The sequence below is a fragment of the Petrotoga sp. 9PW.55.5.1 genome (genome assembly GCF_003265365.1).
Taxonomy (GTDB): domain Bacteria; phylum Thermotogota; class Thermotogae; order Petrotogales; family Petrotogaceae; genus Petrotoga.
This window is the reverse complement of the sequence record NZ_AUPM01000003.1, coordinates 83,470-98,178: the sequence shown is the minus strand read 5'-3', so window position 1 is coordinate 98,178 and position 14,709 is coordinate 83,470. Positions and strand designations below refer to the sequence as shown.

Annotated in this window: 17 protein-coding genes; 13 read left to right on the top strand and 4 right to left on the bottom strand. The window is 30.9% G+C overall.

Annotated elements, in window-relative coordinates; genetic code table 11:
* The first annotated feature begins 2 nt into the window (after positions 1-2).
* From lysA to PW5551_RS00940, 7 genes are read left to right on the top strand one after another with little or no spacing between them, the layout of a single operon-like run.
* A complete protein-coding gene (lysA, locus tag PW5551_RS00970) occupies positions 3-1,244 on the top strand; it encodes a diaminopimelate decarboxylase (protein ID WP_113073633.1) in 1,242 nt (413 codons plus the stop codon).
* Positions 1,245-1,276: 32 nt separating this feature from the next.
* Positions 1,277-2,155, top strand: coding sequence for a 4-hydroxy-tetrahydrodipicolinate synthase (gene dapA / locus PW5551_RS00965; RefSeq protein WP_113073631.1), 879 nt, complete (start codon positions 1,277-1,279; stop codon positions 2,153-2,155).
* The gene (locus tag PW5551_RS00960) at positions 2,152-2,790 is read left to right on the top strand and encodes a 4-hydroxy-tetrahydrodipicolinate reductase (RefSeq protein ID WP_113073629.1); all 639 of its coding nucleotides are present in this window, start codon (positions 2,152-2,154) and stop codon (positions 2,788-2,790) included. The genes dapA and PW5551_RS00960 overlap by 4 nt, the downstream gene beginning before the upstream one ends.
* Before the next feature lie 33 nt (positions 2,791-2,823).
* The gene (gene dapD / locus PW5551_RS00955) at positions 2,824-3,525 is read left to right on the top strand and encodes a 2,3,4,5-tetrahydropyridine-2,6-dicarboxylate N-acetyltransferase (protein ID WP_113073627.1); all 702 of its coding nucleotides are present in this window, start codon (positions 2,824-2,826) and stop codon (positions 3,523-3,525) included.
* Positions 3,526-3,569: 44 nt separating this feature from the next.
* The gene (locus PW5551_RS00950; RefSeq protein WP_113073625.1) at positions 3,570-4,769 is read left to right on the top strand and encodes an aspartate kinase; all 1,200 of its coding nucleotides are present in this window, start codon (positions 3,570-3,572) and stop codon (positions 4,767-4,769) included.
* Positions 4,766-5,911, top strand: a complete 1,146-nt coding sequence (locus PW5551_RS00945; RefSeq protein ID WP_113073623.1) for an aspartate aminotransferase family protein — start codon at positions 4,766-4,768, stop codon at positions 5,909-5,911. Before PW5551_RS00950 ends, PW5551_RS00945 begins: the two co-directional genes overlap by 4 nt.
* Positions 5,901-7,013 (top strand): amidohydrolase, encoded by a 1,113-nt coding sequence (locus tag PW5551_RS00940; RefSeq protein WP_113073621.1) that lies wholly within the window; start codon positions 5,901-5,903, stop codon positions 7,011-7,013. The genes PW5551_RS00945 and PW5551_RS00940 overlap by 11 nt, the downstream gene beginning before the upstream one ends.
* Here the strand turns inward: PW5551_RS00940 and ispD are convergent.
* A complete protein-coding gene (gene ispD, locus PW5551_RS00935) occupies positions 6,990-7,679 on the bottom strand; it encodes a 2-C-methyl-D-erythritol 4-phosphate cytidylyltransferase (protein ID WP_113073619.1) in 690 nt (229 codons plus the stop codon). The genes PW5551_RS00940 and ispD overlap by 24 nt on opposite strands.
* 157 nt (positions 7,680-7,836) lie before the next feature.
* Between ispD and PW5551_RS00930 the strand changes: the two genes are divergently transcribed.
* From PW5551_RS00930 to PW5551_RS00915, 4 genes are all read left to right on the top strand, one after another.
* Positions 7,837-8,787: an ROK family protein gene (locus tag PW5551_RS00930; RefSeq protein WP_113073617.1), complete on the top strand. Its 951-nt coding sequence runs from the start codon at positions 7,837-7,839 to the stop codon at positions 8,785-8,787.
* 36 nt (positions 8,788-8,823) lie between these two features.
* On the top strand, positions 8,824-9,099 hold the full coding sequence (locus PW5551_RS00925) for a hypothetical protein (protein WP_113073615.1): 276 nt from the start codon (positions 8,824-8,826) through the stop codon (positions 9,097-9,099).
* A 41-nt stretch (positions 9,100-9,140) separates the two neighbouring features.
* Entirely contained in the window at positions 9,141-9,968 is an 828-nt protein-coding gene (locus PW5551_RS00920) for a PHP domain-containing protein (protein ID WP_113073613.1), read from the top strand.
* A 97-nt stretch (positions 9,969-10,065) separates the two neighbouring features.
* Entirely contained in the window at positions 10,066-10,902 is an 837-nt protein-coding gene (locus PW5551_RS00915; protein ID WP_158526100.1) for a DUF368 domain-containing protein, read from the top strand.
* Here the strand turns inward: PW5551_RS00915 and PW5551_RS00910 are convergent.
* Positions 10,895-11,467: a 2'-5' RNA ligase family protein gene (locus tag PW5551_RS00910; protein WP_113073610.1), complete on the bottom strand. Its 573-nt coding sequence runs from the start codon at positions 11,465-11,467 to the stop codon at positions 10,895-10,897. The two genes, PW5551_RS00915 and PW5551_RS00910, sit on opposite strands and share 8 nt — an antisense overlap.
* Before the next feature lie 33 nt (positions 11,468-11,500).
* On the opposite strand from PW5551_RS00910, the gene PW5551_RS00905 reads away from it, so the two are divergent.
* Entirely contained in the window at positions 11,501-11,740 is a 240-nt protein-coding gene (locus PW5551_RS00905) for a hypothetical protein (protein ID WP_113073608.1), read from the top strand.
* Positions 11,741-11,745: 5 nt separating this feature from the next.
* On the opposite strand, the gene PW5551_RS00900 is transcribed toward PW5551_RS00905, so the two are convergent.
* The gene (locus PW5551_RS00900; protein ID WP_113073606.1) at positions 11,746-12,294 is read right to left on the bottom strand and encodes an HD domain-containing protein; all 549 of its coding nucleotides are present in this window, start codon (positions 12,292-12,294) and stop codon (positions 11,746-11,748) included.
* Positions 12,295-12,306: 12 nt separating this feature from the next.
* Positions 12,307-12,627: a bZIP transcription factor gene (locus tag PW5551_RS00895; RefSeq protein ID WP_113073604.1), complete on the bottom strand. Its 321-nt coding sequence runs from the start codon at positions 12,625-12,627 to the stop codon at positions 12,307-12,309.
* A 145-nt stretch (positions 12,628-12,772) separates the two neighbouring features.
* Here PW5551_RS00895 and PW5551_RS10720 point away from each other — a divergent pair, with 145 nt between their 5' ends.
* Positions 12,773-14,590 carry a heme NO-binding domain-containing protein gene (locus PW5551_RS10720; protein ID WP_113073602.1) on the top strand — a complete coding sequence of 606 codons (1,818 nt, stop codon included), beginning with the start codon at positions 12,773-12,775 and terminating at the stop codon, positions 14,588-14,590.
* Positions 14,591-14,709 lie beyond the last annotated feature (119 nt).

The window sequence follows — 14,709 nt, the reverse complement described above, 5'->3', positions numbered from 1 at the left end:
GGGTGCTCACTTTGAAAAAAGAATTACCTTTTACAGAACAAGAAATTCTTGATTTTTTAGAAAATACTCGAACTCCTTTTTATGTATACGACGAAGCAGGTATTAGAAATAGAATTAAAAAATTAAAAGAAGCTTTTTCTTGGGCGAATTTTAAGGAATACTTTGCTGTAAAGGCAACTCCTAATCCTTTTATCTTACAAATAACAAAAGAAGAAGGCTGTGGGGTTGATTGCAGTTCCATGGCAGAGTTAGTTTTAGCACAGAAAGCGGGATTTAAAAATGAAGACATTTTATTTACTTCAAACGACACCCCTTTAAGCGAGTATGAAAAAGCTTTATCTTTAAACGCCGTATTGAATTTAGACGATATAGGGCATATAAACATTTTAAAAGAAAGACTTTATCTTCCAGAATTAGTTTCTATTAGATATAATCCCGGCGGAGACTTTGGAAATGAAATAATAGGTAATTTAGAAGAATCAAAATTTGGTGTTCCAAAAAGTGATTTAATAAAGGGATATAAGCTGCTTCAAAAACATGGTGTAAAAAAGTTTGGATTGCATGCAATGCTTGTTTCTAACGAATTGAACCCTCGAAACATTATTATGGTAGCAAAATTTCTTTTTAACACAGCCTTTGAAATAAAAAAAGAACTTGGGATTGATCTTGATTTTATAGATCTTGGCGGAGGATTTGGTATTCCATATAAGCCGGATGAAGAGGAATTGGATATATATTATATATCTCAAGAGATAAAGAAACTATACGAAGAGATATTGATAAATAACGGTTTAAACCCTCCTAAAATTTATATGGAACATGGAAGATATATTAGTGGACCTAATGGATATTTAGTAACAAAAGTTTTCCACATAAAGGATTCATTTAAAAAGTATGTAGGAATAGATGCTAACTCAGCGAATCTATTAAGACCTGCCATGTACAAAGCATATCACCATATAACCGTTCTAAATAAGAAATTTGAAGATGAAAATGAGACTTACGATGTTGTAGGTTCTTTGTGTGAAAACAACGATAAGTTGGCTGTTGACAGAGCGCTACCAAAACTAGAATCAGGAGATATATTAGTTTTTCATGATGTCGGTGCTCATGGACATTCAATGGGATTTAATTATAATGGAAAATTAAGATCAGCTGAGTATCTTTTTACTTCAGATAGAAAATTTAAGATGATTAGACGTGCTGAAACAATTGATGATTACTTTTCAACTCTAAATTTTTAAAATATTAAATAAAGTCAAAGGAGGATCTATATATGTTTAAAGGTGTAGGAACAGCTATGATAACACCATTTGATCAGAATAAAAATGTCAATTATAACAGTCTGAAAACATTTGTTGATTACCAAATTGAAAACGGTGTTGATAGTTTAGTCGTTTTAGGAACTACCGGTGAAGCTCCAGCGATAGAAGAAGAGGAAAGACAAAAAATTGTTGATACAGTAATAGAAGTTAACAACAAAAGGGTACCGGTAATAGTTGGAACTGGAACCAACAACGTTAATCATGTTTTAAAATTCAACAAAATGGCGGAAAAATCTGGAGCTGATGGATTATTAATAGTAACTCCATATTATAACAAAAGCACTCAAAAAGGATTGGTAGAATATTTTAAATATATTTCTGAAAGAACAGAATTACCAATAATTATGTACAATGTTCCATCAAGAACTGGTATGAATATACTTCCAGAAACGGCTGTAGAAATACATGAAGAATGTAAAAATGTTATAGGAATAAAAGAAGCAAGCGGTAATATACAACAAATAGCTGAACTGTTTTCTATAAAACCTGATACTCTAAAAGTTTTTTCTGGAAATGACGATCAAGTTTTACCAATAATGGCTATGGGTGGAAACGGGGTAATATCAGTCGCATCTAATGTTGTACCTAAAGCTTATTCAGAAATGACTCATGCAATACTAAACAATAACTATGATAAGGCAAGAGAACTGAATAACAAATATATGAAACTTAACAAACTATTATTCAAAGAAGTCAACCCTATTCCTGTTAAATGTGCGGCGTCTTTACTCAATTTGTGTGAAAATGTTTTAAGGTTACCTTTAGTAAAAGCCACAAAAGAAACAGAAAATCTTCTAAAAGAAGAATTAGAAAGGTTGGAATTATTATGAAATATGGAATAATTGGCTACAAGGGGAGGATGGGAAAAGAGATTAGTCAGTTATTTGAAGAAAATGGGAACCAACTTGTGTGGGGATACGATAAAGATGGAGAGTTCTCAAAAGAAGTTCCCGAAATATTGATAGATTTCTCTTTACCAGAGGTGTTTGAAAAAACGGTTAATTATGTAAAAAAATTCAACGTTCCTTTGATCATTGGAACCACTGGGTTATCAGATAATCAAATATATACATTAAAAAATTTAGCGAAAAATGTTCCAGTTGTTCAAAGTTATAATTTTTCCATAGGAATTCAATTATTTCTTAAAATGATAGATGTTTTGAAAGATAGCACAAATGGTTGGGATGTTGAAATTACAGAAACCCATCATAGATTTAAAAAAGATAAACCATCAGGAACAGCTAAGATGTTAAAAGAAAGATGCGGAAAAGACGTTCCAATCAGTTCACTAAGATTGGGAAACGTTCCAGGAGATCATACTATATACCTGTCAAATCTTGGGGAAGTTTTAAGTATATCTCACAGGGCTTTATCAAGAAGAGCCTTTGCAGAAGGAGTTTTAAAATCAGCAGAATTTGTCATGAATAAAGACAATGGCTTTTATACTTTTTCTGATATTATTTGATAAAAATCCAAAATTCTACGAGGAGGATATTTTGTGAATACACAAGATGTAATAAACTTGATTGCTAACTCTAAGAAAAAGAACCCAATAAAGGTCTATATTAAAGGCAAACTAAAAGATATAGATTTTAATAATCTTGAATTTTATGGAAATAAGAAATTTGGTATTTTGTTTTGTGAAGAAGAAGAATTCGTTCGATTTTATAAAAGAAATAAAGATAATATTTTAAATTATAGGATTGAAAGAGATAGAAGAAATTCAGCAATTGCCTTAGCTGATTTATCAAAATATAACGCAAGAATTGAACCGGGGGCTACTATTAGAGATATGGTTGAAATTGGAGACGGTTGTGTCATTATGATGGGAGCGGTTATAAATATAGGAGCTAGTATAAAAGAAAACACTATGATTGACATGAACGCTGTGATAGGAGGAAGGGCACAAATCGGAAAAAATTGCCATATAGGTGCTGGAGCTGTTATAGCGGGAGTAATAGAACCACCAAGTGCACAGCCTGTAATAATCGAAGATGATGTTTTAGTTGGAGCTAATGCGGTAATTTTAGAAGGTGTAAAGATAGGTAAAGGTTCTATAATAGGAGCTGGATCAGTTGTAATTTCTGATGTTGAACCTTATTCTGTAATTGCAGGTGTTCCAGGTAAATTTATAAAAAAAGTTGATGAAAAAACCAAAGGAAAGACTCAATTAATAGAAGGTTTAAGAAAATTAAAATAATTTTCTTATTTATCTAATAATATTATTCCGGGGTGAACTGTATAATGAAATTGGTTGTGCAAAAATATGGGGGAAGTTCTTTATCTGATTCAGAAAGGCTAAGAAATGTCGCAAAAAGAATCGAAAACAAGATAAAAAAGGGGTATAAAGTAATAGCGGTTGTATCTGCCATGGGAGATACAACAAACAGATTGTTGAAACTAGCCAAAGAAGTTGTGAAAGATCCTACTCCTCGTGAGATGGATATGCTCTTATCAACAGGCGAACAAATAAGCGCTTCATTGTTATCTATGATTTTAAACGAAAAGGGAATAAAATCTAAATCTTTGAACGCTTTTCAACTTCAATTATTAACCACAAACGATTATAATGACGCACAGATTAAAAAAATAAATAAAGAGTTGATTTACAAAAACCTTATAAACAACGAAGTACTTGTTATAACAGGTTTTCAAGGTATTACAGAAGAAGGTGAGATAACTACATTGGGTAGAGGTGGTTCCGATACCTCAGCTGTAGCGTTAGCAGCATCTTTAAGGATTCCTTGTGAGATTTACAGTAATTATGCAGGAATATATACCACTGATCCAAATATTTATCCTGAAGCCAAAAAATTGAAGTTTGTTACCTATGACGAAATTCTAGAAATGGCTGCCTTAGGAGCAAAAGTTCTTCATTCAAGATCTGTTGAAATAGCTAAAAAGTTTAATGTACAAATATATTGTGCATCATCTTTTTCAGATGAGGAGGGAAGTTACGTAGTGGGAGAATATAATAACTATTTGGAAGAACCTGTAGTAACAGGCTTAAGTTTGGACGAAGAACAGATGCAGGTAACAATAACAGAATTACCCGATTCAAGCTTTACAGTAAACAAAATATTCGAAGTTGCCGCTATAAATCACTTAAATGTAGATATGATCTCGATTATAAAGAAAGGTGATAAAATAGATCTTTCATTCAGTATAATAGAAAGTAAACTTGATAATTTCCAAGAATATTTGAAAGAAACCTTGATCTTTGAAAATAATAAAAATATAGAATATAGGAATAATCTTGTGAAAATTTCCGTTGTTGGAATAGGTATGCGAAAAGCTAGGGGAGTAGCTTCACGCTTTTTTAAAGCTATGAAAGATATTCCTATATTTTTGGTTACTACTTCTGAAATTAAAATATCCTGTTTAGTTCCCACACAATACAAAAATATAGCTGTTGACAGCTTAATGAAGGAGTTTGAATTATGAGTTTATTAAAAATGTACGAAACATTTCCTATAACTATTGATCATGCTGAAGGATGTTATATTTATGATAAGTCTGAGAGAAAATTTTTTGATACCTTTTCAGGAATTGGTGTAATGTCTTTTGGACACTCTTATAAACCGTTATTGAAAACCCTACATGAAAAAATGGAAAAATACACACATCTATCTAATTTCTTTTTAGATAATGATGCTATTTGGGTTGCTGAAAAATTGGAAAGTTTTACAGGAAAAAATGGAACGGTTTATTTTACTAATTCAGGAACAGAGGCAACTGAGGCTGCTTTAAAAGCGATCAAAAAAAGAGCCAATTCTAAACGAAACAAGATTGTTTATTTTGAAAATGCATTTCATGGAAGAACTTTGGGAGCTCTTTCAATAAATGGATTTAAGAACTTAAGAGAACCTTTTGATCCGTTATTACCTAACACGGTTCAATTAAAATTCAATGATTTTGAAGATTTAAACAAATATTTTGAGTTATTCGGCGAGGAAACTCTAGCTGTTTTTGTTGAAGCAATTCTTGGATCTGGCGGGGTACTTCCTATAGATTTGAACTTTGCAAAAGAATTAGAAAACTATAAAAAGAAATATAATTTCATCTTAGTTTGTGATGAAATTCAAGCTGGGTTGGGAAGAACAGGAAGAGTATTTTCTTACCAACATTATGGATTAACTCCTAATATCATTACAATAGGTAAATCAATTGGCGGTGGTTTACCTTTAGGGGCAACAATATTTCTTGAGAACCTTTCTCAAGCATTTGAAAAAGGAGAGCATGGGTCTACTTTTGCACCTAATCCTGTTTCTTTAGCTGGGGCAAAATTTGTTTTGGAAAATATGCCTGATTTGCTAACTGACGTTCAAGAAAAAGGCGATTACATAGTAAAATCTTTATGTAGTAAAAAGTTATCCAAAGTAAAAGAAATCAGAGGAAAAGGTCTAATGATTGGAATTGAATTAAAAGATGAAGATACTTCTATTAAAGAAAAAGGGTTCAATGAGGGTATATTATTAAATGTTCTAAAAAACAAGATTATTAGAATACTCCCTCCTTTAAACATTAAATATGATGATATTGAAGTAATGTTAGAGAAATTGGAGATGATTTTAAGTGATTCTTGAACCCTATGAATTGAGACATAAAATACATCAAAATCCCGAATTATCTTTAAAAGAGTACGAAACTACAAAATTATTAGAAAATAATATATCCGAGATATCAAAAAAGTACGATCTTGATTTAAAGATTATCAAGCCTTTAGAAACAGGATTAATAGTAGAATATAACGGAAACAATTTAAATAGAGATTTTTTGCTTTTTAGAGCTGATATAGACGCATTAAATATAAAAGAAGAAACAAATGTTGAGTTTGCCTCAAAAAACGATTATATGCATGCCTGTGGACATGATGTTCATACAGCTATTTTATACGGGGTTTTGCTTAACGTTGTGAAAAATAAGGTTAAAGAAAATATCATTTTTTTATTCCAACCGGCAGAGGAATCTAAAGGTGGGGCAGAAAGAATTTTAAAAAGCAAAGTTCTTGATAGATATAATATTAAAAGTGCTTTTGCCCTGCATGTTACTGATGAATACCCACTTGGGTCTATAGCTACTACCAGAGGCATTCTTTTTGCTTCTTCTTTAGAGATTTTTATTGATTTTGAAGGAGTTTCAGCCCACCTTGCCTTCCCTCATAAATCAAAAAATGCGTTAAATGCCCTTAGAACATTCTTAGATTCTATAGATAAAATCCCTAGAAATCCTATGGATCCCTTTGTTATAGGAATCGGAAAAGTAATGGCAGGAAACGCTATAAACATATTACCTTCTCACGCTCATTTGGAAGGAAGTATAAGAAGCGATAACTCAAATAAAGTTATAGAGTTTTTTCAAAAAATTGAAGATGTCTTACAAGGTATTAAAACTATTACTGAAGTGAACTACCTGCTGAATAAAGGGTCATTTTATCCGGAAGTTATAAATAACGGTGAATTATTTGATAAATATATCCCCAAAATCTCCCGTAAATTTAATTTCATTGATTGTGGGTTAAAAATGACGGCAGAAGACTTTGGATTTATTTCAAAACAATATCCCTCATTAATGTGCTGGTTAGGTACCTCAAAAGGTGAATACTATGGGATACATAACCCCAAATTTCTACCATCTGATGAGGTAATAGATTTAGGAATAGAGCTATTTGAGACCTTTATGTCTTAAAAACGATTCAGCCCATTCAAAATCACCTTTTGTTGTAAGTTTTATGTTGTTTTTATAATCCTCAACAATTGTCACTTGAAAACCTGCATATAAAAATATAGATGCATCATCTGTGAAACTTGATAATAGAGTTTTTGCTTTTTCATAAGATTCTAATAATTTTTCAAAATCAAAAGATTGTGGTGTGTGGTGTAGAAATATCTGTGACCTTTTAAATATTTTTTCTATATTTTGATTACTAACCTGAGAAACAGTGTTTTCCGCTTTTTCTGCTAAGATAGCACCTCCTGTTTCTTTTGCCTTATTAATACATTCATCGATTTTTCTTATTTCTACGAATGGTCTTACTGCATCATGAATGCAAACAATTTTAGGTTTTTTATTCTTTTTAGCTAAATACAAAAGGCCGTTAAATACACTTTTTTGCCTACTCTCTCCCCCAACTATAATTTTTTCAAACTTAGAAAATCTTTTAACTTCTTCTTCAGTTTGTTTAAAAAAATCTTTATGAGATACAATTATAAATTTATCTATTAATTCTGAATTTTGAAATTTTTCAACAGTCATTTTCAAAATTGTTTTTCCATTTAACCTAACAAATTGTTTTGGAAGATTAAACCCAGCTCTATTACCCACTCCACCTGCAACAATAATAGCATAAATCACGTTTTTTCCTCCCGGATTTTTATTTACTGTTCGATTTTAATGTGTTCTAAATGTAATTTTACTTTTTATTATCTTATTAATTGTACCATCTGGTATAATATATTGGCAATATCATATTTCTAGTATAAATAGAATAGTTAGTTCAAGGAGTGAGAAAATGGTAGTTGTAGGTATAGATTTAGGAGGGACACAGATAAAAGGGGGATTGGTGGACGAAGAAAAAGGTATAATAAAAAAGATGTCAAATCCTACAGAAGTTGAGAAAGGTAATGACAGAATAGTAGAAAATATCGTTAAAGTTATTAAAGCTTTATCCAATGATACTAAAATTGATGCAATTGGTATAGGTTCTCCTGGGTCAATTGATAGAGATAAAGGGATAATTAGATTTTCTCCTAATTTCCCTAACTGGCGCGATTTTGAACTTACTCGATTAATAAAAGAAAAAACAAAGCTTGATGTTTTTGTCGAAAATGATGCCAACGCCTTTGCCTTAGGAGAATGGTATTTTGGAAAAGCAAAGGGATTAAAAGATTTTATTGCCCTTACTTTGGGAACTGGAATAGGATCAGGGGTTGTTTGTAATAACACATTTTTAACTGGAAAAGATGGATTAGCACCAGAATTGGGCCATATTGTTGTAGTACCTAATGGCCCTATTTGTGGCTGTGGTAATAGAGGATGTGTGGAGGCAACTTCTTCAGCTAAATATATCGCAAAAGAAGCACAAAATTTATTGGATAGGTATCCTGATAGTTTGGTCTTAAAATTAGCTGGAAGTAAAGAAAAAATAGAATCCAAACATGTATTTCAAGCCTATGAAAAGAATGATCCTCTTGCTACAATAGTTGCTAATTTTTCTATCGATGCCCTCGCAAGAGCTATTGGTGCTTATGTCCATGCCTTTAACCCTGAAAAAATCATAATTGGCGGGGGACTTAGTAGAGCGGGAGACGCCCTTTTTATTCCTTTGAGGGAAATGACTAAAAAATACGTTATGAGTAGTTTCGTTGGAACATACACTATAGAACAATCCTCTTTGGTTGAAGATGCAGGCATTTTAGGGGCGGCATCTGCTGCGTTATATGCAGAAGAGAAAAACTTTTAGCCCCTAAAACCTTTTTAAGGAGGTGTGTTTAATTTTATGAACAATATATATGGCGAAGATTCAGGTAAGGGATTTGTTAAAGAAGTGCCTATATCCATATTTGCAAAGGCTGTTGAGGGGGCTATATTTAAAGCGCCTTTACGAGATAATAATAGAATTTACTTAAGCGATCTTTGGTTTATTACGTCGCTTCCGATAGATTTGATAAAAGAATCTATTTCTAAAAATTCAGAGGATTTGGATTTACCTGAAGATATTAATGAAATCTATGATGATTGGAAAAACAAAACAATTTGGAAAAGAACTAATTAATTAGTTTTTTTGCAATTTACTATTATACGAGGGAGGACAAATTGAAGGTTGATTTTCATGTACACTCAACAGGATCAGACGGAACAAATACACCTTTTGAAATAATTCATTTAGCTTTAAATGCAGGAATTAAATTTCTTTCTATAACCGATCATGATACTTTAGACGGAGTAAAAATGATCCAAGAAGGCAAAAGTTTTAACGAAATAAATTTTATTGTGGGAGTAGAAATAAGCGCTGAGTTTCCAAGCACCTTGCATTTATTAGGATACGGTTTTGACTTACAGAATGAAAAATTAAACTCGGTTTTAAATCAATTACAAGAATGTCGAAAAAAAAGAAACTTTCTAATGATTGAAAATATGCAAAGATTAGGATTTCAAATAACTTTGCAAGAGTTAAATGAAGAAGCTAAAGGGGATCTTATAGGTAGACCACACTTTGCAAGTTTGATGTTAAAAAAACGCTATGTAAATAGTAAACAAGAAGCATTCGATAAGTATTTAAAAAAAGGTGCCCCACTTTATTTAGATAAAAAAAGGCTTAATCCAAATGATGCAATTTCTTTAATAAAAGAGGCACGTGGGGTAGTAGTTTTAGCTCATCCATATCAAACTAACTTAGACGAAAAAGAATTAGAAGAATTAGTGAAAAAACTAAAAAATTATGGTTTAGATGGCATTGAAGCATATTATTCAAAACATACTCAAAAAATGACTGAAAAGTACCAAAAGCTTGCTAAAAAATATGATTTGGTGACTACAGCGGGATCAGACTACCATGGGGATAATAAAAAGGATATAAAATTGGGAATAGAGATAAAAGAAGAAGAAATTAGACCATTTTTAGATATTTTAAGGCGGTTTTAAGTTTTTTAACCTATAATAGTTTTAGAAATTAATAACCCCCAATAAAATCCCCAAGTTATCCCGCTTTATGCGGGGTTTTTTTAATAAGGAGGTATTCATGAAGGATAAGAAAGTTCTAACACCAGTTTATGGTTTTTTGATGGGAATTTCTGATTCTATTCCTGGAGTTTCAGGTGCCACTATTGCTCTAATATTAGGGATATATGAAACTTTCATTTCTTCTTGGTCTTATGTTTTTTCTAATCTCTTTAATTTGAAAATTTTGGTAAAAAGCAAAGAACTACGCTTTTTACTAATACTTTATATAGGTGTTTTAATTGGTATATTCGCTTCTTTGGGATTTATAGATTTCCTTATCAATAATTATCAAAACGCAGTTTTTTCTTTTTTCTTTGGTTTGATAATAGGGAGTATATTTTTTGTTGGTTCTGACCTTTTAAAAAACAAATTCATTATAAATTCTAAAAGCAGAAATGTCATAATTCCCCTTGTTTTTACTATTTTAGGATTCATGCTTGCATTTTATGTTTCGGGAGCTAAATTTCTTCTTTTAGAAAATTCTTCTTTAATAACTTTTTTGTCTGGTTTTTTAGCAATTTCTGCCATGATAGTTCCTGGAATATCTGGAGCTTTTGTGCTTTTAATTTTAAACCAGTATTCCTATATAGTAAAAGCAGTAAATGAACTGAATTTACAAGTTCTTCTAATATTTATTATTGGAGCAATTGTTGGTTTAGGAGTTATGAGCAGATTCTTAAAATGGGTCCTTGACAAATATTACCTTCCTACTATGTTTTTTATGATAGGCCTAATGATCGGAGGATTAAGGGCACCTTTATTAAAAATAGATAGTTTTATCCCATTTATTATATTCAGTGTTGTCGGGATTGTTACTATAGTTTCTATTGAACGGTTGGGACATAAATCTACCTAGAATTTTTTCTTTTCTTTTTCGGTTTTTTAGGAATTCCAAAAGTTTCATCGATTTTTACATCTTTACCGACTTCTCTATATACCATTGAGATAGACTCTAATTTTATCTGGTACTTAAATTTTCTTTCAGAAAGATAACTTATTACGTTACCGATGTTTTGTTTGTTAATATCTTCAACTGCTAAAGTAATATGGGGGAACCAATTTTTTGGAGAATAGTATACATTAAGTTTCGTTTCGTTAACATTTACGATATCCCATAGGTGCCCGTGAAAATCGAGCAGTTCCTTGGTTGGTTTTATTGGAATATATAAAGTCATTTTTTTACCAGTAAATAAGGCAAGTCCTTCAGTTTTTATAGCAATTGAATCTAATTCTTTTGTGGCTTTTTTTATCGCACCTTTTATATCTATATTTTTATATTGCTCTGCCACACTCCATGTTATATGTGGAAAGGGTATGTTATCTTTTACCCATTTTATATTAAATTCATTTTCTAACTCTTCCCACAATTTTGTTATTCTATCGTAAAATGGCTGAGGTAAAATACTTAAGAGGGCTTGCATTTTTTAATCACCTTTTTTCTAGGAGGATAAATTATGGATCAAGATAAAAAAAGAATAGTCTTTTTTTTAATGTATTATTTTGTTATTTCTATAGCTATACTTCTTATTTTTTATTTTTTCCTTCCTAAGTTTTTTTGGTTTTTATTATTTATATGGATTTTAGCCACTTTTGGAGTTGTAGCAGTTTCCTTCTTTACATTTACTAACCTAAGAATACAAGAATTAGAAAAAAAATCTAAAGAAAATAATGATGATAATGATGATAGGGATTAGTTAGGTTATCCATCCAATCTAAGTTCATCTTTAATATTCGCCATTCCTCTAATGCCTATCTCAAAGAATTCGTTCAACTCTATATTTAACTTTGAAATTTCTTTTATCTTATCCCTGTCTGCTCCCCTTGCAAAAGCCTTGTCCTTGAATTTTTTCTTTAAAGATTTTACAGTTAATTCGTTTATATCTTTTGTTGGTCTAACTAATACGGCAGCTACTATAAGCCCAGAAAGTTGGTCCGCAGCGTATAAAGCTATTTCTATATTAGTTTCTAGCTCCTTTTTTTCATTGTGAGCCAATATTGCGTTTTTAGTTTCATCATCAACTTTATCATTAAGCATTTCCACTGTTTTCACTGCATGATTCTCAGGATCGTTTTTTGTTATTTCATAATCTAAATCATGGAGCAACCCTGTTATTTCCCATTTTTCTTTATCTTGATTCAATCTAATTGCCAGTTCTTTCATTATTGCCCCTACAGCTAAACTATGTGTAACAAGATTCTCGGTTTTTAAATTTTCATTCAACAGTTCTAAAGCTTCTTCCCTATTCAAAAAAATCACTCCTCAATCAAATTTTGTGAAAGTAAATCTAGCAAAGAAAACAAACAAAGCAATAGTTAAAAACACCGTGCCAAATATTATCCACAGTCCCACAACAATTGGGGGAGTAGTAGTAAACATTAATACAATCATAACCAATAAAGCTAAGCTTAAAAAAAACAAAACTTTTAATTTATGCCACAAATTATTTAACTTTTTTTTCATTTGAGCATTTTGATATTCTAAATCACTTATGGCTGCTTTATTTTCACTATTCTCAGCTTCTAATTTCTCAATCCTAATTTCTAACTCTTTAACGTCTTTAATTTTTTCGTTTTGGGACATTTAATCTCACTCCCCTTTTTGAAATATTGAACTATCCCTTATATTATAACATTTATAATATAATTTCAAAGAGCAATGTTTGTGGTATAATTTCAATACAATTAAATATTAAGAAAAAGTCTTAGTTAAAAGGGGGAAACTTCTTATGAAAGGTATGCTAATTGAAACATGGCTTGAAACATGGAGAAATACTTATGGAAATGATTTTGTTAACGAAATGATGGATAATGTAGGAATTCCAAGGAACAAACACTTTTCTCCTTTTGAAGATCTAGAAGAAGAAAAAGTAAATAGTTTATTGGATCTAATGACAAAAAAATCAAAAAAATCTAAAGATGAGATAATGAAAGAACTTGGAAACAAAAATATATATACTTTTAAAAAATATTATCCTAATTTTTTTAAAAAGAAAGGGCTTTTATCTTTTTTATCTTCTATGAATGACGTTCATAAATCTCTAACAAGAAGGATTCAAGGGGCTAGACCTCCAGCAATAGAATTCGAAATTATCGATAGCAATTCTGCTTTTTTAACTTATCGATCCTTTAGGGATATGAGATATTATTTTTTAGGACTATTAGAGGGTAGCGCTGAAGTTTTTGACGAAAAAATAGAATATGAAATTCTAGATCAAGGAACCACTGAAAAAGGTAGTTTTATAAAAATAAAACTCAAAAGTGAAAAACCATACGCTAAAGTAAAGAAAACTACTTTTCTTTTAGCAATTGGTTTTAGTGTAATAAAGTCTTTCTTTACTTCATTAACCTTTTATTCTATAGTTGTAATTTTTGTTTTGTCTTGGCTTTTTAATTTTCTTTTAGGAACTAATTGGTACAGTTCTTTATTAACCGGAGTCTTGTCGGGTTTATTCATATTCTTTATGGGCGGCTATTTTAAGAGAATTTTCAATTATTCAAATGAGGGTTTAAAAAGTCTATCCAATCAGAATTATGACGAACCATTTTTACTTAAAGGAGAATCATTATTGGAAAAACATACCAGAGAAATAGATAAAATTAGAAATGAATTAAACGGTTTATTTATTGAATTATCAGGAGATATAGAGGAGATAGAAACATTCACTTCAAGAGTAGGGGAAAGAGCCAAAGAAATGCGAGATGTTAGCGATTCTATTAGTGAGTTAGTAGAACAAGTAGCCATAAGTTCAGAGCAAATTGCTACCGATGCAGAGTCTATTTCTAACGTAATAGATACAAATGTTAATACAATTCAAGATATTATTAATCAAGAAACTCACATGGTAGAATCCTTAGAAGATGCTGTTAAGAAAATTAACAATTCTTCTATAAAAGTTGAAAACTCTTCAAATGAAATAGAAGAGATGAGTGAACGGTTTAGCAGTTTAGTAAAGGAAAGCGACAAATTGGAAGAAGATACCAAGGAAATATTAAAAGTAGTAGATACAGTAAAAGGTATAGCAGAACAAACAAATCTTTTGGCTCTTAATGCAGCAATAGAAGCTTCAAGAGCCGGAGAAGCAGGAAGAGGATTTGCTGTTGTTGCTGATGAAATAAGATCGTTAGCTGAAGAAAGTAAAACAGCGGCTTCACAGATAGACAAAATACTAAATAGAATTTCATCAGGAATAACTTTATTCACGCAAACAGTAGAAAAAGAATATACTTCCATGAAAGAAGGAGCAAACAATTTAAGAGTTAGCTCAAAAGACAACAGAGAATCCGCTGATAATATTGAAAAAATAACAAACGATATTAGACACATCTTGAACGCTCTTAGTGCTGAAGGAACAAAACTAGAGGACTTAACAAAAAACACTCAAAACTTACTAGCAATTTCCGAAGAAGGTTCTGCAACCGCAGAGGAAATTTCCTCATCAGTTAAAACTTTTGTAAACAATATCAGAGATATACTTGAAGATTTAGTAGAAATTGAAAATTTCATTGCAGATCTAAAGGGCACATTTTCACAAAGGAATCAGTAAGTAAAATTTAATTTATTTGTTTTTTATTTTATCTTTAAATTTCTATGCTATAATTTACATCGGACTATATAATAATCCAAACGTAAAAAAGATTATCAAAATTTAAAAAAGGAGGTAGA